Raw genomic sequence first — 25,219 nt, 5'->3', positions numbered from 1 at the left:
GGCGTCTAGAGCGGGATGTTCCCGTGCTTGCGCCACGGGTTGTCGAGCTTCTTGTCCTTGAGCATCACCAGCGAGCGGCAGATGCGCCTGCGCGTCTCGTGCGGCTGGATGACGTCGTCGATGAAGCCGCGCTCGGCCGCGACGAAGGGGTTGGCGAAGCGGGCCTTGTATTCAGCCTCCTTGGCGGCGAGCTTCTCGGGGTCGCCCTTGTCCTCGCGGAAGATGATCTCCACCGCGCCCTTGGCGCCCATCACGGCGATCTCGGCATTGGGCCAGGCGAAGTTGACGTCGCCGCGCAGGTGCTTGGAGGCCATCACGTCATAGGCGCCGCCATAGGCCTTGCGGGTGATGACGGTGATCTTCGGGACCGTGGCCTCGGCGTAGGCGTAGAGCAGCTTGGCGCCGTGCTTGATGATGCCGCCGTACTCCTGGCTGGTGCCGGGCATGAAGCCGGGCACGTCCACGAAGGTGATGACGGGGATGTGGAAGGCGTCGCAAAAGCGCACGAAGCGCGCGGCCTTGATGGAGCTCTTGATGTCCAGGCAGCCGGCCAGGACGAGGGGCTGGTTGGCGACGATGCCGACCGACTGCCCTTCCATGCGCGCAAAGCCGATGACGATGTTCTTGGCGTAGTCGGGCTGCAGCTCGAAGAAGTCGCCGTCGTCGACCACCTTGGTGATCAGCTCCTTGATGTCATAGGGCTTGTTGGGGTTGTCGGGGACCAGGGTGTCGAGCGAGTGGTCGAGCCGCGCGGCCGGGTCACCGCTGGGGCGGCACGGGGCCTTCTCGCGGTTGGACAGCGGCAGGTAGTTGAAGAAACGGCGCAGCATCATCAGCGCCTCGACGTCGTTCTCGAACGAGAGGTCAGCCACGCCGCTCTTGGTGTTGTGGGTGGTGGCGCCGCCCAGCTCTTCGGCGGTCACTTCCTCGTGGGTCACGGTCTTCACGACCTCGGGGCCGGTGACGAACATGTAGGAGCTGTCACGCACCATGAAGATGAAGTCCGTCATGGCGGGCGAGTAGACGGCGCCGCCGGCACACGGACCCATGATGAGGCTGATCTGCGGGATCACGCCGCTGGCCATCACATTGCGCTGGAAGACCTCGGCATAGCCACCCAGGGAGGCCACGCCTTCCTGGATGCGCGCGCCGCCCGAGTCGTTGAGCCCGATGACCGGGGCGCCAACCTTCATGGCCTGGTCCATCACCTTGCAGATCTTCTCGGCATGGGCCTCCGACAGCGCGCCGCCGAAGACCGTGAAGTCCTGGCTGAAGGCAAAGGCCAGGCGGCCATTGATCATCCCGTAGCCGATGACGACACCGTCGCCGGGGATCTTGTTGGCTTCCATGCCGAAGTCGGTGCAGCGGTGTTCGACGAACATGTCCCACTCTTCGAAGCTGCCCTCGTCAAACAGCAGCTCCAGGCGCTCGCGCGCGGTGAGCTTGCCCTTGGCGTGCTGCGCAGCGATGCGCTTCTCGCCGCCGCCTTGCCGGGCGCGATTGCGCTTGGCATCGAGTTCACGTTGGATGTCATGCATGGGACTGACTCTCGATAGGAAAGTTGAGTTCGATCAGGTTGCCGGCCGGGTCAGCAAAGAAGAACTGGTGCTGCCGCGTCAGCTCGGAGAGGCTGACCTCGAAGGACACACCGTGCTGACGCAGCACGGCGGCCGTGGCATCGGGGTCGCTGGCGGTGAACGCCGTGTGGTCGAACACGCCGGGCGCCGTGGCAGGCACGCGGGGCGTCTCGTCCGCGCGCTGCTCGGCCAGGTGCAGCACGGGCTGGCCACCCGCATAGAGCCAGTAGCCCGGGGTGTCGAACGGCGGGCGCGGGCCTGGCTGCAGGCCCAGCACGTCGCGGTAGAAGTCGCGCAGCACGTCCAGCAGCGGCTTGGGCGCGCGCAGGTTGATGTGATTGAGGCTGAGGATCATGCGGGGGTGTCCAGCAATTGGATGAGGCGCCGCGCGGCGGTGGAGGCCGCCACGCGGCCGGCCAGCACGTCGCTTGACAGCAGTGGCAGCGCGGCCTGCACGGCAGGGTGCCGAGCAAAGCGCTGGCGCAGGCCCTGCTCGATGCGCTCCCACATCCAGCGCTCGGCCTGCTGGCGGCGGCGGGCCTCGAAGTGGCCGCTGCGGCGCTGCTGGGCTTCAAAGTCGCGCACTGCCTGCCAGACCTCGTCCAGCCCTTCGCCGCTGAGGCTGCTGCAGCGCAGGGCCTGCGGCTGCCAGGCCTCGGAGTCGTGGTGGCTCATGCCCATCAGGCGCAGCGATGAGGTGAGCTGGGCCTGCGCGCGGGTGGCGGCGGCCGCATCGATGTCGGCCTTGTTGACGACGACGAGATGGGCCAGCTCCATCACGCCGCGCTTGATGGCCTGCAGGTCGTCGCCGGCATTGGGCAGTTGCAGCAGCAGGTAGCAGTCGGTCATGCTGGCCACGGCGGTTTCGCTCTGGCCCACGCCCACGGTCTCGACGATGACGATGTCAAAACCCGCCGCCTCGCACAGCAACAAGGCCTCACGCGTGTGGTCGGCCACGCCGCCCAGGGTGCCGCCACTGGGGCTGGGGCGGATGAAGGCGCGCTCGTCCATCGAGAGCCGCTCCATGCGCGTCTTGTCGCCGAGGATGGCGCCGCCCGAGACGGCGCTTGAAGGGTCGATGGCCAGCACGGCCACCTTGTGCCCGCGCGCCAGCAAGCGCATGCCCAGCGCCTCGATGAAGCTGCTCTTGCCCACGCCCGGCACGCCCGACAGCCCCAAGCGCAGGCTGCGCCCGGTGTGGGGCAGCAGCTCGGTCAGCAGCGCGTCGGCCTGCTCGCGGTGCTCGGGCCGGCTCGATTCGACGAGGGTGATGGCCTTGGCGAGCGAGCGGCGCTCGCCGGCCAGCACGCCTTGCGCGAGTCCTACGAGGTTCATGCGGCCGCCCCTGCTGCGAGCCGTTCTGGCAGCCAGCGGTACTGGTTGTCGAAGTCCCGCACCTCGACGAGTTCAAAACCGTGTCGGCGGTAGAAGTCGTTGGCCCGGCTCTCGCGCAGGGCGCCCAGGGTGATGGGCAACTGGGCCTGGCGCGCACGCGCCTTGACCTGCTCGATCACCCAGCTGCCGATGCCCTGCCCTTGTGCGGCGGGCCGCAGATAGAGATGGTGCAGGTGCAGCGCGTCGGCCTGGGGCTCGACGGTGAAGTAGCCCACACGCTCGGCGCCCTGCACCAGATGCAGCATCCACTCGGGCCGGAACTGCGCACGCAGCCGCGCCCGCGCCACGTCGGGATTGAAGCGCCCGAGGCGCTCCAGGCTTTCGCGCAGGGCTTCGATGCGGAGGGCCAGCATGGCTTCGAAGTCGGACTCGATCACCGGCTGCGTCTGCAGCATCAGGCGCCCACCTGGGCCTTGATGGCTTCCAGCACGCTCTTGGCGCTGACGGGGATGGGCGTGCCAGGACCATAGATGCCCTTGACGCCTGCGGCGTAGAGGAAGTCGTAGTCCTGCTGCGGGATGACGCCGCCAACGAAGACGATGATGTCGTCGGCGCCTTGCTTCTTGAGCTCGGCAACGATGGCCGGCACCAAGGTCTTGTGGCCGGCGGCGAGGGTGGAGACGCCGATGGCGTGCACGTCGTTCTCGATGGCCTGGCGGGCGGCTTCTTCGGGGGTTTGGAAGAGCGGGCCGATGTCGACGTCGAAGCCGAGATCGGCAAAGGCGGTGGCGACGACCTTGGCGCCACGGTCGTGGCCGTCCTGGCCGAGCTTGGCGATCATGACGCGCGGGCGGCGGCCCTGGGCCTCGCCAAAGGCGCGGATCTCTTGCTGGAGCTGGGCCCAGCCCTCGGCGGAATCGTAGGCGGCGGCGTACACGCCACTGACTTTATGCGTGTCGGCACGGTGGCGGCCAAAGACGGCTTCAAGTGCGTCGGACACCTCGCCCACCGTGGCGCGCAGGCGGATGGCCTCGACCGAAAGCGCCAGCAGATTGCCTTGGCCGCTCCGGGCGCAGTCGGTCAGCGCCTGCAGCGCGGCCTGGACGGCCGCCGTGTCGCGCGTGGCCTTGACCTGGCGCAGGCGCTCGATCTGGGCGTCGCGGACCTTGACGTTGTCCACCTCCAGGATCTCGACCGGGTCTTCCTTGGCCAGCTTGTATTTGTTGACACCGACGATCACGTCGGCACCCGAGTCGATGCGGGCCTGCTTCTGCGCCGCGCTGGCCTCGATCTTGAGCTTGGCCCAGCCGGAGTCCACCGCCTTGATCATGCCGCCCTGGGCGTTGACCTCCTGGATGATGGACCAGGCCTTGTCGGCCATGTCCTGGGTCAGCTTCTCCATCATGTAGCTGCCGGCCCAGGGGTCGATGACGCTGGTGATGTGGGTCTCTTCCTGGATGATGAGCTGGGTGTTGCGCGCAATGCGGGCGCTGAACTCGGTGGGCAGGGCAATCGCCTCATCCAGCGAGTTGGTGTGCAGGCTCTGGGTGCCGCCAAACACGGCGGCCATGGCCTCGATGGTGGTACGGACGACGTTGTTGTACGGGTCCTGCTCGGTCAGGCTCCAGCCCGAGGTCTGGCAGTGGGTGCGCAGCATCAGGCTCTTGGGGTTCTCGGCCCCGAAGTCCTTCATGATCCGGCACCACAGCAGGCGCGCGGCGCGCATCTTGGCGATCTCGAGATAGAAGTTCATCCCGATGGCCCAGAAGAACGAGAGGCGCGGCGCAAAGTCGTCCACCTTCAGGCCCTTGGCCATGGCGGTGCGCACGTACTCCTGCCCATCGGCCAGGGTGAAGGCCAACTCCAGCGCCTGGTTGGCGCCAGCCTCCTGCATGTGATAGCCGGAGATGCTGATGGAGTTGAACTTGGGCATCTCCCGAGCGGTGAACTCGATGATGTCGCCCACGATCCGCATGCTCGCCTCGGGCGGGTAGATATAGGTGTTGCGGACCATGAACTCCTTGAGGATGTCGTTCTGGATGGTCCCGGCCAACTGGGCGCGCGGCACGCCCTGCTCCTCGCCCGCCACGATGTAGCCCGCCAGGATGGGCAGCACAGCGCCGTTCATGGTCATGGAGACGGACACCTTCTCGAGCGGGATGCCGTCGAACAGGATCTTCATGTCCTCCACCGAGTCCACCGCCACGCCGGCCTTGCCGACGTCGCCCGTCACCCGGGGGTGGTCGCTGTCGTAGCCGCGGTGGGTGGCCAGGTCGAAGGCGACCGACACGCCCTGCGCGCCGGCGGCGAGTGCCTTGCGATAGAAGGCATTGCTCTCCTCGGCGGTCGAGAAGCCGGCGTACTGCCGGATCGTCCAGGGCCGGGCGGCGTACATGGTGGCCTGGGGGCCGCGCACAAAGGGAGCGAAGCCCGGCAAGGTGTTGGTGTTGTGCAGGCCGTCCAGGTCGTCGGCCGTGTAGAGCGGCTTGACGGTGATGCCCTCGGGGGTGACCCAGTTCAGCGCGGCCGGGTCACCGCCCGGGGCGGACTTAGCCGCCGCCTTGGTCCATTGCGCCAGCGTGGCCGGCGCGGCCGGCGTGATGGGGGCTGCAGATGCCTGGGGGCTGGACTCTGGCGAGCCTGAGGGAACACCACTCATGCGGAGACTCCTGAACTGATGGGGCACTGTGCCGGACGCGGTGACGCCCAGGCAAGCCGACGCAGGCACCGCGAGCCGCAGTGTGCGCATCGAAATCAATAATTATGAATTCAGTATCCCACAGGATCGTCCGACTCAGCCTAGAAACGGCAGTTGGGCGCGCCCAACTGCCGAGGCGTGCCGTTGGCAAGGCGCGACGACGAAGTGGGCTACTGCCCACGAGGCTGAGGCCGGACACAAACGGCGCGCCGCTTGTGCCTGCCGAAGGGCCAGGCCCCTGGCTTGGCGCGGCCTGCAAGGCGAGCAACGCTGCCAGCGGCTCGAAGCGGCAGACCAGTGGGCGCGCAGCGCTGTTCACCTGCGTGGTGAACGAGGCGGCAGCCGTAAGGTATTGAACGGGCGAAACTTTCGATGAGTAGCGAGCGGCCGACTGCCGTTTCTAGGCTCTACAGCCCCGGGAGGCCGGCGCCGCAGGGCCAAACCAGGCGGCAGCCGGCAGCCGTGACCCTCAATCCGGCGCTGGCAACCCGGCCACCTGCCCCAGGGCCGCAAACTCCATCAGCTGCACCAGGGCCGTCGCGCCCGGGCCCGTGCTGTCGATGCGCACGATGCCGGAGACCAAGCGGCCGGCCGCGCCGCGCCAGTCGGCGGCCATGGGCTGGATGTGCTCCTCGCCCACTTCCAGCACGGTGTTGACGTCGTCCACCCGCAGCGCAAAGGCCGGGCGCCGCAGCCCTGGCGCGGCGGGCAGGACGAGGATGACGCCGTCGGTCTCGCGCGCCGGGTAATGGATATGCGTGAGCTGCCGCCCGCACAGCACCGGCACGATGAGCGAGCCGCCCTCGTGCGGCACCTCCAGCAGGCCGAGCATGCTGCCGCCTGCGCCTGGGCCACGCACCAGGCCCAGCGGTGGCCGGGCGTCAAGCACCGTCTCGAGCGGCAAGGCGTAGCGCGAGGGCCCAATCTGGAACAGGGCCAGGTCACGCACGCGCTCCCGGTTGGCAGGCGGCAGCGCCCTCAGCACCGCATCGGTCATCGAAACCTGGCGACGCTCCAGCGTGCCCAGCCTCAGCGCCACAACGGCGCGGATGCCGTTGTCATAGCCGTCGCTGTGCTTGAACTCGCGGTAGCCGCCAGCCCCGACGGCCGCCAGCGTCAGGTGGGCGCCGTCGTGCTCGACGATGGCCTGGCGCAGGTCCAGCGGCAGTGCGGCGCCCACGGCGTAGCGCTCGTCGCTGGCGGCCACCACCCGGCCGTCGGCGTCCACAAAGGCGGCCACGCCAACCCGGTCGCCCAGCACGTCGGTCAGCATGGCGTGGAACTCACGCGCGGCATTGAAGACGATGGCGATCCCGCCCACCGGCATCTGGCTGCCCGGCGCGCGCACGCCGGCCACATAGATGTAGGTCGGCTGCCCGTCACTCAGGCTGCTCGGCCCAAAGGGCAGCACGCCATAGCGCTGCGAGTCCGGCAGGCCCAGGGCCAGCTGGCACAGGGCGGCGTCCACCGTCGTGCCGGTGAGCGGCGCGCCGCTGCTCTCGGCAGACACGGCGCGCACCCGGCCTTCGGCATCAAAGGCGACGAGGCGGCTGTAGACCGTGTAGAGCCCATTGATATGCCGCAGCACGCCGGCCAGCGCTTCGTCGGCCGCCGGGGTGGCGGGTTCGGCCAGCGTGCGCTGCAGCACCGGCGACAGGGCCCACCAGCGGCAGTCGTTGGCGCGCTCGTACAGGTTGCGGTCCATGATGTCGGCCGCCAGGCGCGCCAGCTCGCGGGCCTGATGCGAGGCGCGCGCCAGGGCCGTGCTGTAGAGGTCGCCAATCGCCATGGCCACGCGGTCACGGGTGCGCGCGCCGGCAATGTTGACCTGGGCCAGCACCGCCTTGAGCTGGGCCTGGCTGCCCGCCCGCGCGCCAGCGGTGAGCCGGCCGTTCCAGACCACGCGGCGCAGGTTGCGGTTGATGGCGTCGACGTCCGACTGGATGCGCTGCAGGTGGGCGTTGTCCAGCGCGACGTTGTCGCGCGTGCCGCCGCTTTCGTGCCCACCGCGAAAGGCGGTCAGCAGGGACACCATGGCCTGCGCGCTCCAGCCCGGCCCGCCATAGCCCTGGTAGCCGCGCGTCGAGCAGGTGACGGACAGGTACTCGCGCCCGCCAAACACCGTTACCGCCACCTTGCCAGGCTCGCCGCACTCCAGCCGCGCGCCCAGCGGCAGGTGCGCCTCGTCGCTGCTGATGATCACGCGCTGCTGGACGTCCATCAGCGAGATGGCCAGGTGGGTGCGCTGGTCTGACACGCTCTGGAAGATGCGCTGCAGCTCGTCCTCGCAGCGGAAACGCAGCACCAGCACCCCCACGGCCTGGCCGTCGTCATTGCAGATGCGGTGGGCATACAGCAGGGCGGCGCGCTGCGCGGGCGCCAGGTCGCTGGCGGCGTAGCGCTCGACATAGCCAGCCGTCTTCAGCGCCTGCGCCACGATGGCATCGGCCGAGCTGGCCAGGCCGTCGTCGGCCACCAGGCGTGCCAGCACCTGGCCACCCGGCGCCAGCAGCACGATGTCGTCGTAGACGGTGTACTTCTCGCGGTACTCGTAGAGGTGCTGGCGCAGGGCCGGCATCAGCGCGGCCTGGCGGGCCGGGTCCGCCTCGCAAAAGGCACGCAGCACGTCGTCGGTGGCCAGGAAGCCCACGTCCGCCGTACGCTCGAACAGGTTGCGCACCAGGATGTCGATCGTGCACTGTGCGATGGAGGCCAGCTCGTCGCCCACCTCGGCAATGTGCTCCTCGGCCAGTTGCTGCACCAAGCGCGTCTGCAGGCCGGTGAAGTTCTCGCGCGTCTGGCTCAGCGTGGGCAGGATGGTGTCGGCCTGCTCGGGGCAGGCGATGGCACTGCTTGCCTCGATCATCTGCCACAGCAGGCTCAGGTCATGCAGGTCCCGGTCCACCGCCAGCACGCGGCGCATATGGGGCAAGAGGTCATCTACGAGGGCCATCCGTCACTTTCACAACAAAGCCGCCCACGCCTGGACCTCGCGCGCGTGGGCGGTGAAAACATCGTCGGCATGAACCGGTCGGCAGCCCTGTGGCTGCGACCGGCGCGCGAGGCCTGAAACCCCAATGCACAAGCACGATGCATTCCATCCCCGCCGCTGTGCGGCTTGTCACGACTGGAGTGCCTCAGGCGGCTTCACGCGGGCACCGGGCCTCACGGCGGTGCAGTGGCCGGCGGTCGTTGCCTCGGCTTGGGCCCGCAGCCGGCATTTGTTCACGAACGGCCTGCCCCATGAATGAGCACATCAACGGGCACATCAAGTGCGACACCAACGAGCACCCGGGCATGCCCGCCTGAAACCTCGCTCGTGCGAGAATAATTATGAATTTTCAAAGCCCCTCGCCCGCTCAACCCATGCCCGCCTCGGCCCCCGACGACAGCCCGCTAGCCCCCCGCGCGCTCTACCAGGAGGTGGCTGAGCGCCTGCGCCAGTTGATCTTTGCGCGCCAGTTGGAGCCCGGCAGCTGGATCGATGAGCTCAAGCTTTGCGGCGACTGGGGCATCAGCCGCACGCCCATGCGCGAGGCCATCAAGGTGCTGGCCGCCGAGGGCCTGGTGACCATGAAGCTGCGGCGCGGCGCCTACGTGACCGAGATGAACCGGCGGGACGTGATCGAGGCCTATGAACTGCTGGCCTTGCTGGAAAGCGACGCCACCGCCCGGGTGGCCGAACGCGCCAGTGCCGCCGAACTCGCCGAGTTGGAAGCCCTGCACCGCGCGCTGGAAGCCGCCGAGGCCGACCACGAAGCCTTCTTCGACGCCAACGAGCGCTTCCACTGGCGCGTGCTCGAGATCGAGAACAACCGCTGGCGGCAGCAGATGGTGCTGGAACTGCGCCGCGTGATGAAGCTCAACCGCCACCACTCGCTGTTCCGCAGGGGTCGCATCCAGGAGTCGCTGCAAGAGCACCGTGCGATCGTGCAGGCCTTGCTGGCGCGTGACGCGGCTGGCTGCCGCGCTCTGGTGGCACAGCACTTCGCCAACAGCCTGGCCAGCACAGAAGCCTGAGCTCGGTCTGAGCTCGCCAAGCGGACATCTCCTGGCCTGAAAGAGCCAGGGAAAGCGCCGCTTTTCGGCCCACTTCGCGGCAACCCCCACCCCTAGCATCAAAGCGCAAGGCTTCATCCGTTTTCCATTGGCCCTACAGGGCTCGTGGTGGGCGGAGGGACGCCCTTGGACCGGCTGGCGGGCATCAATCCGTCAACAGTTCACGGATTAGGCCTCAAGTCAAAACGCAGGTGCCCGATAACCGAATGACCATTGAAGAGTACAGGTGGACTCCGTCCTTTTCGGAGGGGGACCGCTATGCCTCTTCTTTACCCAGGGTGGCGTGAAAGGGCTCTTTGAACCCCGCAATTGCGGCGATCAAGGGCACCTAAAACGACACACGACAACAAGAAGCTGCCGGGTCCAACCCGGTAGCAACCTGACTGACAACGCATCGAATTTGAAGTCAGGAACATGCAGAGAGTGAGCAGACCATGTCAACCATCGTCACGCTGATCCCCGTCTCCAAGATCCCGACGCTGTCCACCACAACGATTCGAGATTGGACGACGGAGGACTGGGCCGCTCTCAGCACCGACCAACTGGTTGCGCTGACCACCGCCCAGGCGGCGGTCATCGCGTCAGACGGCTTTGCGGCGCTCAGCACCGCACAGCTCCGCGCCTTCCAGACGGAGGACTTGCGATCCGTCTCCACGCTGGCGATCCGAGCGTTGAACTCAGACCAGCTAGGCAACCTCAAGACGGACCAGCTGGCGGCACTCTCCACCGGCCAGGTCTCCGTCCTGACCACTGACGAACTCCAAGGCCTGACCACGTCAGGCCTTGTTGCGTTGTCGTCGGCCCAAGTGGGCGCGATGAAGTCCGACCAGGTCGTGTCGCTCAACAGCGACCAATTGCGCGCCATTGAAACCGCCGACCTCAAGGCCCTGTCCACCACAGCGCTGCGCGCGCTGGGCACCGACCAGCTCAATGCCCTCAAGTCCACCCAGCTGCAGTCGCTGACCAGCAGCCAGGTCAGCGCGCTCTCGACCGACCAAGTCCAGAGCCTGACCACCGCCAACCTCAATGCGCTGACGAGCGACCAGCTCGGCCGCTTCTCCTCTGGCCAGGTCAAGGCGCTGACCACCGAGCAGATCAACAACCTCTCCACGTCCAACCTCAACGCCCTCGGCACCGCCCAGTTCGCGGCGCTGGGGTCCGACCAGGTCGGCGCCCTGACCACCGCCCAGGTGGGCAAGCTGGAAACCGCTGACCTGCGCTCCATCACCACGGGCGCGATGGCGGGCCTGAACTCCGACCACATCAAGGCCCTGTCCACCGACGAGGTGGGCGCCCTCTCGACCGGCCAGGTCCAGGTCCTGAACTCCGACCAGCTCGACGGCCTGACCACCGCCAACGTGGTGGCCCTGGGCACCGCCCAAGTGGCAGCCCTCAAGTCCGACCAGGTCGTGTCGCTCAACAGCGATCAGCTGCGCGCCATCGAGACCGGCGACATCAAGGCCTTGTCCACCACCGCCCTGCGCGCGCTGGACACCGACCAGCTCAACAGCCTCAAGTCCACCCAGCTGCAGTCGCTGACCAGCAGCCAGGTCGCCGCGCTCTCGACCGACCAGGTCCAGAGCCTGACCACGGCCAACCTCAACGCCATGACCAGCGACCAGCTCGGCCGCTTCTCCTCCGGCCAGGTCAAGGCGCTGACCACCGAGCAGCTCAACAACCTCACCACCGCCAGCCTCAATGCGCTGGGCACCGCCCAGTTCGCGGCCCTTTCGTCCGACCAGCTGGGCGCCTTGACGACCGCCCAGGTCGGCAAGCTTGAAACCGCCGACCTGCGCGCCATCACCACCGGCGCCCTGGCGGGCCTGAACTCCGACCACATCAAGGCGCTGTCCAGCGACGAAGTCGGCGCGCTTTCCACAGCGCAGGTCCAGGTCCTCAACTCCGACCAGCTCGACGGCCTGACCACCGCCAACGTGGTGGCCCTGGGCACCGCCCAGGTCGCTGCCCTCAAGTCCGACCAGGTGCTGTCGCTCAACAGCGACCAGCTGCGCGCCATTGAGACCGGCGACATCAAGGCCCTGTCCACCACCGCCCTGCGTGCCCTGGACTCCGACCAGCTCAACAGCCTCAAGTCCACCCAGCTGCAGTCGCTGACCAGCGGCCAGATCACCGCGCTCTCGACCGACCAGGTCCAGAGCCTGACCACGGCCAACCTGAACGCCATGGGTTCCGATGCCCTGGGCCGCTTCTCGTCCGCACAGGTCAAGGCGCTGACCACCGAGCAGATCAACAACCTCACCACCGCCAGCCTCAATGCCCTGGGCACTGCCCAGTTCGCGGCCCTCACATCTGACCAGGTTGCCGCGCTGACCACCGCCCAGCTCAGCAAGCTGGAGACGGCCGACCTGCGCTCCATCACCACCGGCGCCCTGGCCGGCCTCAACTCCGACCATGTCAAGTCGCTCTCGACCGACGAGGTCGGCGCCCTGACCACGGCGCAAGTTCAAGCCATCAACTCTGACCAGCTCGACGGCCTGACCACCGCCGGCGTCGTCGCGCTGACCAGCAGCCAGGTGGGTGCGCTCAAGTCCGACCAGGTGCTGTCACTCAACAGCGACCAGTTGCGCGCCATCGAGACCGGCGACATCAAGTCCCTGTCCACCACCGCGCTGCGCGCCCTCGACACCGACCAGCTCAACAACCTCAAGTCCACCCAGCTGCAGTCGCTGACCAGCGGTCAGATCGCCGCGCTCTCGACCGACCAGGTGAAGGGCCTGACCACGGCCAACCTCAATGCACTGACCACGGATGAGCTGAGCAAATTCAGCTCCGGCCAGGTCAAGGCGCTGACGACCGAGCAGATCAACAACCTCACCACGGCCAACCTCAACGCCCTGGGCACCGCCCAGTTCGCGTCGTTGACGTCTGACCAAGTGGGCGCCCTCACGACCGCACAGCTCAGCAAGCTGGAGAGCGCCGACCTGCGCTCCATCACCACGGCGGCGCTCGCTGGCCTCAACTCCGATCACGTCAAGGCCCTGTCCACTGATGAGGTCGGCGCCCTGACCACTGCCCAGATCCAGGCGCTGAACTCCGACCAGCTTGATGGCCTCTCCACAGCCGGTGTGGTCGCCCTGACCTCCACGCAGGTTGCGGCCCTCAAGTCTGACCAGATCCTGTCGCTGAACAGCGACCAGCTGCGTGCCATTGAGACCGGCGACGTCAAGAGCCTGTCCACGGCCGCGCTGCGCGGCATGGCCACCGACCAGCTCAACAACCTGACCTCCAACCAGCTCCAGTCGCTGAGCAGCGGCCAGATCACGGCCCTGACGACGGACCAGGTGCAGAGCCTCACCACGGCCAACCTCAACGCCCTGACCACCGATGAACTGAGCAAGTTCACCTCGACCCAGGTCAAGGCGCTGACGACCGAACAGCTCAACAACCTCACCACCGCCAACCTCAATGCGCTGGGCACCGCCCAGTTCGCATCGTTGACGTCCGATCAGACCGCCGCCTTGACGACCGCCCAGGTCAGCAAGCTGGAAACGGCCGACCTGCGCTCCATCACCACCGGCGCGCTGGCTGGCCTCAACTCCGACCACGTCAAGGCCCTCAGCACCGATGAAGTCGGCGCGCTGACCACCGCGCAAGTCCAGGCCATCAGTTCCGACCAGCTCGACGGCCTGTCCACCGCCGGCGTCGTGGCCCTGACCTCCACGCAGGTTGCGGCCCTCAAGTCCGACCAACTGACCTCGCTGACCAGCGACCAGCTGCGCGCCATCGAGACCGGCGACATCAAGTCGCTCTCGACCGCAGCCCTGCGCGCCCTGGCCACCGACCAGCTCAACAGCCTGACCTCCAACCAGCTGCAATCGCTGAGCAGCGGTCAAGTCACCTCGCTGACCACGGACCAGATCCAGGGCCTGACCACGGCCAACCTCAACGCCCTGACCACCGATGAACTGAGCAAGTTCACCTCGACCCAGGTCAAGGCGCTGACGACCGAGCAGATCAACAACCTCACCACGGCCAACCTCAACGCCCTGGGCACTGCCCAGTTCGCATCGCTCACGTCCGACCAGGTTGCGGCGCTGACCACCGCTCAGCTGAGCAAGCTGGAGACGGCCGACCTGCGTGCCATCACGACCGGCGCCCTGGCTGGCCTCAACTCCGACCACGTCAAGGCCCTGTCCACCGACGAGGTCGGCGCCCTGACCACCGCCCAGGTGGCCGCGATCAACTCCGACCAGCTCGACGGCCTCTCCACCGCCGGCGTGGTGGCCCTGACCTCCACGCAGGTTGCGGCCCTCAAGTCTGACCAACTGGTCTCGCTGAACAGCGACCAACTGCGCGCCATCGAGACCGGCGACATCAAGGCCGTGTCGACCACCGCGTTGCGCGCCCTCGACAGCGACCAGCTCAACAGCCTCAAGTCCACCCAGCTGCAGTCGCTGACCAGCGGCCAGATCGCGTCGCTGACCAGCGTGCCGCAAGCCAGCGGCCTGACCACGGCCAACCTCAACGCCCTGACCACCGACCAGATGGCCCGCCTGACGACGGCCCAGGTCCAGGCGCTGACGACCGAGCAGATCAACAACCTCAGCACCGGCAACCTCAATGCGCTGGGCACCGCCCAGTTCGCGGCCCTGAACTCCGACCAGGCCGCCGCCCTGACGACCGCCCAGGTCAGCAAGCTCGAAACCGCCGACCTGCGCTCGATCACCACCGGCGCCCTGGCTGGCCTGAACTCCGACCACGTCAAGGCGCTCTCGACCGATGAAGTCGGCGCGCTGACCACCGCACAAGTCCAGGCCATCAGCTCCGACCAGCTCGACGGTCTCTCCACCGCCGGCGTCGTGGCCCTGAGCTCGGCCCAAGTGGGTGTGCTCAAGTCCGATCAACTGACCTCGCTGACCAGCGACCAGCTGCGTGCCATCGAGACCGGCGACATCAAGTCGATCACGACCACCGCTCTGCGCGCCCTGGCGACCGATCAGCTCAACAGCCTCACGTCCAACCAGCTCCAGTCCCTGACCAGCGGCCAGATCACCGCGCTGACCACGGACCAGATCCAGGGTCTGACCACGGCCAACCTCAACGCCCTGACCACCGATGAACTGAGCAAGTTCACCTCGACCCAGGTCAAGGCGCTGACCACCGAGCAGATCAACAACCTCACCACGGCCAACCTCAACGCGCTGGGCACCGCCCAGTTCGCGTCGCTGACCTCTGACCAGACCGCGGCCCTGACGACCGCCCAGGTCAGCAAGCTCGAAACCGCCGACCTGCGCTCCATCACCACCGGCGCCCTGGCTGGCCTCAACTCCGACCACGTCAAGGCGCTCAGCACCGATGAAGTCGGCGCCCTGACCACGGCGCAAGTCCAGGCGATCTCGTCCGACCAGCTCGACGGCCTGACCACCGCCGGCGTCGTGGCCCTGACCACCGCCCAGGTCGGCGTGCTCAAGTCCGACCAGCTCACCTCGCTGACCAGCGATCAGCTGCGCGCCATCGAGACCGGCGACATCAAGTCGATCACGACCACCGCCCTGCGTGCCCTGGCCACGGATCAGCTCAACAGCCTGACCTCCAACCAGCTGCAATCGCTGAGCAGCGGCCAGATCACCTCGCTGACGACTGACCAGATCCAGGGTCTGACCACCGCCAACCTCAACGCCCTGACGACGGACGAACTGAGCAAGTTCACCTCGACCCAGGTCAAGGCGCTGACGACCGAGCAGATCCACAACCTGACGACGGCCAACCTCAACGCCCTGGGCACGGCCCAGTTCGCGGCGATGACGTCCGACCAGATTGCGGCGCTGACGACCGCCCAGCTGAGCAAGCTGGAGACGGCCGACCTGCGCGCCATCACCACCGGCGCCCTGGCCGGTCTCAACTCCGACCACGTCAAGGCCCTGACGACCGATGAAGTCGGTGCCCTGACGACCGCGCAAGTCCAGGCCATCAACTCCGACCAGCTCGACGGCCTGAGCACCGCCGGCGTCGTCGCCCTGACCACCGCCCAGGTGGCTGCACTGAAGTCCGACCAGGTCGTGTCCCTGAACACCGACCAGCTGCGCGCCATCGAGACCGGCGACATCAAGTCGATGACGACGACCGCCCTGCGTGCGCTCGACACCGACCAGGTCAACGCGCTGACGTCCAACCAGTTGCAGTCGCTGACCAGCGCCCAGATCTCGTCCATGACCAGCGCGCCGCAAGTGGCCGCGCTGACCACGGGCAACCTGAACGTGCTGACCACCGACCAGCTCAGCAAGTTCACGACCGCCCAGGTCAAGGCGCTGACGACCGAGCAGATCAACAACCTGACCACGGGCAACCTGAACGCGCTCGGTACCGCCCAATTCGCGGCGCTGAACTCCGACCAGATCGCAGCCCTGACCACCGCGCAAGCCAGCAAGCTGGAGACGGCCGACCTGCGGTCGATCACCACCGGCGCCCTGGCCGGCCTGAATTCCGACCATGTGAAGGCGCTCTCGACCGATGAGGTCGGCTCGCTGACCACCGCCCAGGTGGCCGCCATCAACTCCGACCAGCTCGACGGCCTGACGACCGCCGGCGTGGTGGCCCTGACCACCGCCCAGGTCGGCGTGCTCAAGTCTGACCAGCTCACCTCGCTGACCAGCGACCAGCTGCGCGCCATCGAGACCGGCGATATCAAGGCCATCTCGACGACCGCGCTGCGTGCCCTGGGCACCGACCAGCTCAACAGCCTGACCTCCAACCAGTTGCAGTCGCTGTCCAGCGGCCAGGTGACCTCGCTGACCACGGATCAGATCCAGGGCCTGACGACGGCCAACCTGAATGCGCTGACCACCGATGAGCTGAGCAAGTTCACCTCAGCCCAAGTCAAGGCGCTGACGACCGACCAGATCCACAACCTGACGACGGCCAACCTCAACGCGCTCGGCACCGCCCAGTTCGCGGCCATGACGTCCGACCAGATCGCGGCGCTGACCACCGCCCAGCTGAGCAAGCTGGAGACGGCCGACCTGCGCGCCATCACGACGGGCGCCCTGGCTGGCCTGAACTCCGACCACATCAAGGCCCTGACGACCGATGAAGTCGGTGCCCTGACGACCTCGCAGGTCCAGGCCATCAACTCCGACCAGCTCGACGGCCTGACCACGGCCGGTGTCGTGGCCCTGACCACCGCCCAGGTGGCTGCACTGAAGTCCGACCAGGTCACTTCGCTGAACACGGACCAACTCCGTGCCATCGAGACCGGCGACATCAAGTCGATGACGACAGTGGCGCTGCGTGCCTTGGATACCGACCAGGTCAACGCGCTGACGTCCAACCAGCTGCAGTCGCTGACCAGCAGCCAGATCTCGTCGCTGACCAGTGCGCCGCAGGTGAGCGCCCTGACCACGGGCAACCTGAACGTGCTGACCACCGACCAGCTCAGCAAGTTCACGACTGCCCAGGTCAAGGCACTGACCACCGAGCAGATCAACAACCTGACCACGGGCAACCTGAACGCGCTCGGTACCGCCCAATTCGCGGCACTGAACTCTGACCAGATCGCAGCGTTGACCACGGCCCAAGCCAGCAAGCTGGAGACGGCCGACCTGCGCGCCATCACCACAGGTGCCTTGGCCGGCCTCAACTCCGACCACGTCAAGGCCCTCAGCACCGATGAGGTCGGCGCGCTGACCACCGCCCAAGTGGCCGCCATCAGCTCTGACCAGCTCGACGGCCTGACGACGGCCGGCGTCGTGGCCCTGGGCACGGCCCAGGTCGGTGTGCTCAAGTCCGATCAGCTCACCTCGCTGACCAGCGACCAGTTGCGTGCCATCGAGACGGGCGACATCAAGTCCATCTCCACGACCGCCCTGCGTGCCCTGAGCACCGATCAGCTGAACAGCCTGACCTCCAACCAACTGCAATCGCTGAGCAGTGGCCAAGTCACCTCGCTGACGACGGATCAGATCCAAGGTCTGACGACGGCCAACCTCAATGCCCTGACGACGGACGAGCTGAGCAAGTTCACCTCGACCCAAGTCAAGGCCCTGACGACCGAGCAGATCAACAACCTCACCACCGCGAACCTGAATGCCCTGGGCACGGCCCAATTCGCGGCGCTCACGTCCGACCAGGTCGCGGCACTCACCACCGCCCAGCTGAGCAAGCTGGAGACGGCCGACCTGCGCGCCATCACCACCGGCGCCTTGGCTGGCCTCAACTCCGACCACATCAAGGCCCTGACGACCGATGAAGTCGGTGCCCTGACGACGACCCAGGTCCAGGCGATCAGCTCCGACCAGCTCGATGGTTTGACCACCGCTGGCGTGGTGGCCCTGACCTCGGCCCAGGTCGCGGCGATGAAGTCTGACCAGGTCACCTCGCTGAACACGGACCAACTCCGTGCCATCGAGACCGGTGACATCAAGTCGCTGACGACGGTGGCCCTGCGTGCACTCGACACCGACCAGGTCAACGCCCTCACCTCCAACCAGCTGCAGTCGCTGACCAGTGCCCAGATCTCGTCGCTGACCAGCGCGCCGCAAGTCAGCGCTCTGTCTACCGGCAACCTGAACGTGCTGACCACCGACCAGCTCAGCAAGTTCACGACCGCCCAGGTCAAGGCCCTGACGACCGAGCAGATCAACAACCTGACCACGGGCAACCTGAACGCCCTGGGTACCGCCCAGTTCGCGGCGCTGAACTCCGACCAGATCGGCGCCCTGACCACGGCCCAAGCCAGCAAGCTGGAGACGGCCGACCTGCGCGCCATCACCACAGGTGCCTTGGCCGGCCTCAACTCCGACCACGTCAAGGCCCTCAGCACCGATGAGGTCGGCGCGCTGACCACCGCCCAAGTGGCCGCCATCAGCTCCGACCAACTCGACGGCCTGACCACGGCCGGCGTCGTGGCCCTGGGCACAGCGCAGGTTGGTGTGCTCAAGTCCGACCAGCTCACCTCGCTGACCAGCGACCAGTTGCGTGCCATCGAGACGGGCGATATCAAGTCCATCTCCACGACCGCGCTGCGTGCCCTGAGCACCGATCAGCTGAACAGCCTCACATCCAACCAGCTGCAGTCCCTGTCCAGCGGCCAGGTGACCTCGCTGACCACGGATCAGATCCAAGGTCTGACCACGGCCAACCTCAATGCCCTGACGACGGACGAGCTGAGCAAGTTCACCTCGACCCAGGTCAAGGCGCTGACGACCGATCAGATCCACAACCTGACCACGGCCAACCTGAACGCGCTCGGCACGGCCCAGTTCGCCTCGCTCACCTCCGACCAGGTGGCGGCGCTGACGACCGCCCAGCTGAGCAAGCTGGAGACGGCCGACCTGCGCTCGCTGACCACCGGCGCCCTGGCTGGCCTGAACTCCGACCACATCAAGGCCCTGTCCACCGATGAAGTCGGTGCGCTGACCACCGCCCAAGTGGCCGCCATCAGCTCCGACCAGCTCGACGGCCTGACGACGGCCGGCGTCGTGGCCCTGGGCACGGCCCAAGTCGGCGTGCTCAAGTCCGACCAGCTCACCTCGCTGACCAGTGACCAACTGCGTGCCATCGAGACGGGTGACATCAAGTCCATCTCCACGACCGCCCTGCGTGCGCTGAGCACTGACCAGCTGAACAGCCTCACGTCCAACCAGCTGCAGTCCCTGTCCAGCGGCCAGGTGACCTCGCTGACGACGGACCAGATCCAAGGTCTGACGACGGCCAACCTCAATGCCCTGACGACGGACGAGCTGAGCAAGTTCACCTCGACCCAGGTCAAGGCGCTGACGACCGATCAGATCCACAACCTGACCACGGCCAACCTGAACGCGCTCGGCACGGCCCAGTTCGCCTCGCTCACCTCCGACCAGGTGGCGGCGCTGACGACCGCCCAGCTGAGCAAGCTGGAAACGGCCGACCTGCGCTCGCTGACCACCGGCGCCCTGGCCGGCCTGAACTCCGACCACATCAAGGCCCTGTCCACCGACGAGGTGGGCGCACTGACGACGGCGCAAGTCCAGGCGATCTCGTCTGACCAGCTTGATGGTCTGACCACGGCCGGTGTCGTCGCCCTGACCTCGGCTCAAGTCGCCGCGCTCAAGTCCGACCAGGTCACCTCGCTGAACACGGACCAACTCCGTGCCATCGAGACCGGCGACATCAAGTCGCTCACGACGGTGGCCCTGCGTGCACTCGACACCGACCAGGTCAATGCGCTGACGTCCAACCAGCTGCAGTCGCTGTCCAGCAGCCAGATCGCGTCGCTGACCAGCGCGCCGCAAGTGAGCGCACTGACGACCAGCAACCTGAACGTGCTGACCACCGACCAGATCAGCAAGCTGACGACCGCCCAAGTCCAGGCCCTGACGACCGACCAGGTGCACAACCTGACCACCGGCAACCTGAACGCCTTGGGCACGGCCCAGTTCGCGGCGCTGAACTCCGACCAGGTGGGCGCTCTGACGACCGCCCAGCTCGGCAAGCTCGAAACCGCTGACCTGCGGTCCATCACCACCACCGCGCTGGCCGGCCTCAACTCCGACCACGTCAAGGCGCTCACGACCGACGAGGTCGGTGCCCTGACCACGGCGCAAGTCCAGGCCATCAACTCCGACCAGCTCGACGGCCTGACAACGGCTGGTGTGGTGGCCCTGACCTCGGCGCAAGTTGCAGCCCTGAAGTCTGACCAGGTCACCTCGCTGACCAGCGACCAGCTGCGTGCCATCGAGACCGGCGACATCAAGTCGCTCTCGACGACCGCGCTGCGCGCCCTGGGCACCGACCAGCTCAACAGCCTCACGTCCAACCAGCTGCAATCGCTGACCAGCGGCCAGATCACGGCCCTGACCACCGACCAGGTGCAAGGCCTGACCACGGCCAACCTGAACGCGCTGACCACGGATGAGCTGAGCAAGTTCAGCTCGGCCCAGGTCAAGGTGCTGACGACCGATCAGATCCACAACCTGACGACGGCCAACCTGAACGCGCTCGGAACCGCCCAGTTCGCCTCGCTCACCTCTGACCAGGTGGCGGCGCTGACGACCGCCCAGCTGAACAAGCTGGAAACGGCCGACCTGCGCTCGCTGACCACCGGTGCCCTGGCTGGCCTGAACTCCGACCACATCAAGGCCCTGTCCACCGACGAGGTGGGCGCCCTGACGACGGCGCAAGTCCAGGCGATCTCGTCTGACCAACTTGATGGTCTGACCACGGCCGGCGTCGTCGCCCTGACCTCAGCCCAAGTCGCCGCGCTCAAGTCCGACCAGGTCACCTCGCTGAACACGGACCAACTCCGTGCCATCGAGACCGGCGACATCAAGTCGCTGACGACGGTGGCCCTGCGTGCACTCGACACCGACCAGGTCAATGCGCTGACGTCCAACCAGCTGCAATCGCTGACCAGTGGCCAGATCTCCGCACTGACCAGTGCGCCGCAAGTCAGTGCGCTGACGACGGCCAACCTGAACGTGCTGACCACCGACCAGATCAGCAAGCTGACGACCGCCCAAGTCCAGGCCCTGACGACCGACCAGGTGCACAACCTGACCACCGGCAACCTGAACGCCCTGGGTACCGCGCAGTTCGCCGCACTGAACTCTGACCAGGCGGCAGCCCTGACGACCGCCCAGCTGAACAAGCTGGAAACGGCTGACCTGCGTGCCATCACCACCGGTGCCCTGGCCGGCCTCAACTCCGACCACGTCAAGGCCCTGTCCACCGACGAGGTGGGTGCCCTGACCACGGCCCAGGTGGCGGCCATCAGCTCTGACCAGCTCGACGGCCTCTCCACGGCCGGCGTGGTGGCCCTGACGAGCAGCCAGGTGGCGGTGATGAAGTCCGAGCAGGTCACCTCGCTCAACAGCGACCAGCTGCGTGCCATCGAGACCGGCGACATCAAGGCCCTCTCGACCACCGCACTGCGCGCCCTGGGCACTGACCAGCTCAACAGCCTCACGTCCAACCAGCTGCAATCGCTGACCAGCGGCCAGATCACGGCCCTGACCACCGACCAGGTGGCTGCGCTGACCACGGCCAACCTGAACGCGCTGACGACAGATGAACTGAGCAAGTTCAGCTCGGCCCAGGTCAAGGTGCTGACCACCGAGCAGATCAACAACCTGACCACGGCCAACCTGAACGCGCTCGGGACCGCCCAGTTCGCCTCGCTCACCTCCGACCAGGCAGCAGCGCTGACGACCGCCCAGTTGAACAAGCTGGAAACGGCCGACCTGCGCTCGCTGACCACCGGCGCCCTGGCGGGCCTGAACTCGGATCACGTCAAGGCCCTGTCCACGGACGAGGTTGGTGCGCTGACCACCGCCCAGGTCCAAGCCTTGTCGTCCGACCAGCTCGACGGCCTGACGACGGCCGGCGTGGTGGCGCTGACGAGCAGCCAGGTGGCGGCACTGAAGTCCGACCAGTTGACCTCGCTCAACAGCGACCAGCTGCGCGCCATCGAGACCGGCGACATCAAGTCGCTCTCGACCGCCGCGCTGCGTGCCCTGGGCACCGACCAGCTCAACAGCCTGACGTCCAACCAGCTGCAGTCGCTGACCAGTGGCCAGATTGCCGCGCTGTCCAGCGCCCCGCAGATGGCGGCACTGAGCACGTCCAACCTGAACGCGCTGACGACCGACCAGATCAGCAAGCTGACGACCGCCCAGGTCCAGGCGCTGACGACCGAGCAGATCAACAACCTGACCACGGGCAACCTCAATGCCCTCGGGACCGCGCAGTTCGCCGCGCTGGCCTCCGACCAGGTGGGCGCGTTGACGACCGCTCAGTTCAGCAAGCTGGAAACGGCCGACCTGCGCTCGCTGACCACCGGTGCCCTGGCCGGTCTCAACTCCGACCACGTCAAGGCCCTGTCCACCGACGAGGTGGGCGCCCTGACGACGGCGCAAGTCCAGGCGATCTCGTCTGACCAGCTCGACGGCCTCTCCACGGCCGGCGTGGTGGCGCTGACGAGCAGCCAGGTTGCCGCGATGAAGTCTGAGCAGGTCACCTCGCTGAACACGGACCAACTCCGTGCCATCGAGACCGGCGACATCAAGGCCATGTCCACGGCCGCACTGCGCGCCTTGGGTACCGACCAGCTGAACGCGCTGACCTCCAACCAGCTGCAATCGCTGACGAGTGCCCAGGTCACCGCGCTGACGACCGACCAGGTCAAGAGCCTGACCACGGCCAACCTGAACGCCCTGACGACCGACGAACTGAGCAAGTTCTCGACCGCCCAGGTCCAGGTGCTGACGACGGAGCAGATCAACAACCTGACCACGGCCAACCTCAACGCGCTCGGCACCGCCCAGTTTGCGGCACTGACCTCTGACCAGGCCGGCGCCCTGACCACGGCGCAGGTGAGCAAGCTGGAAACGGCCGATCTGCGCGCTCTCAGCTCCAGTGCCCTGGCGGGTCTGAACTCCGACCACGTCAAGGCCCTGAGCACGGACGAAGTCGGCGCACTGACCACCGCCCAAGTCCAGGCGATCTCGTCTGACCAGCTCGACGGCCTCTCCACGGCCGGCGTGGTGGCCCTGACGAGCAGCCAGGTCGCGGCCCTCAAGTCTGACCAGCTCAGCTCGCTGAACACGGATCAACTCCGTGCTCTCGAAACGGGCGACATCAAGGCCATCACCACGGCTGCCCTGCGTGCCCTGGGTACGGACCAGCTCAACGCGCTGACCTCCAACCAGCTGCAGTCGCTGTCCAGCAGCCAGGTGGCCGCGCTCACGACCGACCAGGTCAAGAGCCTGACCACGGCCAACCTGAATGCCCTGACGACCGACGAGCTGTCGCGCTTCACGACCGCCCAGGTCCAGGTGCTGACGACCGAGCAGCTCAACAACCTGAGCACGGCCAACCTCAACGCGCTTGGCACCGCCCAGTTCGCCACCCTGGCCTCCGACCAGGTGGGTGCGCTGACCACGGCCCAGATGAGCGCGCTGGAAACGGCCGACCTGCGGGCCATCACCACGGTGGCGATGGCAGGCTTCAACTCCGACCAGGTCAAGGCCCTGACAACCGCCGAGGTGGCCTCGCTGACGACCAGCCAGATCCAGGCCTTCTCGACCGACCAGTTGAAGGGCTTGGAGACCGCCGACATGGTGGCGCTCAGCTCGGCCCAGGTGGCGGCGCTGACCTCGGCTGAAGTCATCGCGCTGAACACCGATCAGATCCGTGCGATCGAGTCCGACGACCTGCGTGCGATGACCAACAGCTCGCTGCAGTCCCTGACCGACGCACAGCTCGAAGCCCTGAGCAGCACGCAGATCGCCGGCCTCGCGGCCAAGGTCTCGGTGCTGACGGCGACGCAGCTGCAGGACCTCTCGACCGGCCAGCTCAATGCCTTCACCAGCAGCCAGTTCGGCGTGATGTCCACCGCCCAGGTCTCGGCCTTCACGTCCGACCAGGCCCGCAGCCTGGAGACGGACGACCTGCGCGCCCTGACCACGGCGGCCATCACCTCGCTGGGTACCGAGCAGTGGAACGCCCTGACCACCGCACAGATCGGCGCCTTGAAGGAGACCCAGATCGGCGCGATGACCACGGCCCAGGCTGCCTCGATGACGACGGACCAGATCCACGCCATCACCTCGGTGCAGGTGCACAGCCTGTCCACCCAGGACATCGCGGCCATGACCATGGATCAGCTCAACGCGCTGCACACGGCGGCGATCTCGGAGATGAGTTCAGCCCAGCTGAACGCCTTCTTCGCGGCCACGCCGATCATGCTGGACCTCGACGGCGGTGGCGTGAACACCGTGGCCGCCAGCCAGGGCGTGAACTTCGACCTGATCGGCGCCGGCCAGACCCACAAGGTCGGCTGGGTGGGCGGCAATGACGGCCTGCTCGTCATGGACCGCAACCACGACGGCATCATCAACAACGGCAGCGAGCTGTTCGGCATGGGCACCATCTTGGCCAACGGCAAGCATGCGGCCGACGGCTACCAGGCCATGCTGGGCGAGGACACCAACCTCGACGGCAAGCTGGACGCCAACGACACGAACTGGAAGGAGCTCAAGGTCTGGGTGGACGCCAACCACGACGGCAAGACCGACGCCGGCGAGCTGAAGTCGCTCGACGAAGCGGGCGTCGCCTCGCTCGACCTGCATGCGGCCAAGTCCGGGGCTATCGACAACGGCAACCTGGTGGGCCTGGTGTCGAGCTTCACGACGACCGACGGCAAGCAGCATCAGATGGCCGACGTCTGGTTTGCCAAGGACGTGCAGCCGCAGAAGTCCGAGCACGAGGCCCCGCCGCCGAAGCTTGGCGACCTGCTGGCCGACGCCCACACGCAGATGCCAGGCCACGAGCACCTTGACCTCAGCAAGGCGCCGCCAGTCCACCACATGCCCGACGTGCATCTGGCAGCCCTGGATCGCAAGCTGCAGGAAGAAGAAGAGCAACGCCGCAACGCCCTGGGCGGCGGGATCTAAAGCCCCGGACCGCAAGGCAAGTTTTCCCGGCTCGGCGGAGCCGGCTCCCCGGAAAGCCCGCTGGCTCACGCCAGTGGGCTTTTCTTCTTGGGGCCGCGCACGCCGCCACGCAAAGCAAAACGGCCGCCCTGCGCAAGCAGGCGGCCGTTGGAGGCTTGAAG

General features: G+C 67.0%; 8 protein-coding genes. 2 read left to right on the top strand and 6 right to left on the bottom strand.

Annotated features, from left to right (window positions below):
• Window positions 1-5: 5 nt before the first annotated feature.
• The 6 genes from ABDJ85_RS15955 to ABDJ85_RS15930 form a co-directional block, all read right to left on the bottom strand.
• Window positions 6-1,538 (bottom strand): acyl-CoA carboxylase subunit beta, encoded by a 1,533-nt coding sequence (locus tag ABDJ85_RS15955; protein ID WP_347705789.1) that lies wholly within the window; start codon window positions 1,536-1,538, stop codon window positions 6-8.
• Window positions 1,531-1,932 carry a VOC family protein gene (locus tag ABDJ85_RS15950; RefSeq protein WP_347705788.1) on the bottom strand — a complete coding sequence of 134 codons (402 nt, stop codon included), beginning with the start codon at window positions 1,930-1,932 and terminating at the stop codon, window positions 1,531-1,533. Before ABDJ85_RS15950 ends, ABDJ85_RS15955 begins: the two co-directional genes overlap by 8 nt.
• The gene (gene meaB, locus ABDJ85_RS15945; RefSeq protein WP_347705787.1) at window positions 1,929-2,912 is read right to left on the bottom strand and encodes a methylmalonyl Co-A mutase-associated GTPase MeaB; all 984 of its coding nucleotides are present in this window, start codon (window positions 2,910-2,912) and stop codon (window positions 1,929-1,931) included. Before meaB ends, ABDJ85_RS15950 begins: the two co-directional genes overlap by 4 nt.
• Entirely contained in the window at window positions 2,909-3,367 is a 459-nt protein-coding gene (locus ABDJ85_RS15940) for a GNAT family N-acetyltransferase (RefSeq protein ID WP_347705786.1), read from the bottom strand. The genes meaB and ABDJ85_RS15940 overlap by 4 nt, the downstream gene beginning before the upstream one ends.
• Window positions 3,367-5,571: a methylmalonyl-CoA mutase gene (gene scpA, locus ABDJ85_RS15935; RefSeq protein WP_347705785.1), complete on the bottom strand. Its 2,205-nt coding sequence runs from the start codon at window positions 5,569-5,571 to the stop codon at window positions 3,367-3,369. Before scpA ends, ABDJ85_RS15940 begins: the two co-directional genes overlap by 1 nt.
• A gap of 508 nt (window positions 5,572-6,079) precedes the next feature.
• Window positions 6,080-8,563 carry a chemotaxis protein CheW gene (locus tag ABDJ85_RS15930; protein WP_347705784.1) on the bottom strand — a complete coding sequence of 828 codons (2,484 nt, stop codon included), beginning with the start codon at window positions 8,561-8,563 and terminating at the stop codon, window positions 6,080-6,082.
• Window positions 8,564-8,976: 413 nt separating this feature from the next.
• On the opposite strand from ABDJ85_RS15930, the gene ABDJ85_RS15925 reads away from it, so the two are divergent.
• Complete coding sequence (locus tag ABDJ85_RS15925) at window positions 8,977-9,630, top strand: GntR family transcriptional regulator (RefSeq protein ID WP_347705783.1); 654 nt, start codon at window positions 8,977-8,979, stop codon at window positions 9,628-9,630.
• Window positions 9,631-10,103: 473 nt separating this feature from the next.
• Window positions 10,104-25,058 (top strand): beta strand repeat-containing protein, encoded by a 14,955-nt coding sequence (locus tag ABDJ85_RS15920; protein ID WP_347705782.1) that lies wholly within the window; start codon window positions 10,104-10,106, stop codon window positions 25,056-25,058.
• The last annotated feature ends 161 nt before the right edge of the window (window positions 25,059-25,219 follow it).

This window comes from Roseateles paludis (assembly GCF_039872745.1).
In the GTDB taxonomy this organism is placed as follows: Bacteria; Pseudomonadota; Gammaproteobacteria; order Burkholderiales; family Burkholderiaceae_C; genus Pelomonas; species Pelomonas paludis.
Note: the sequence above shows the minus strand (reverse complement) of the source record. Positions and strands in the feature narration are given on the sequence as shown.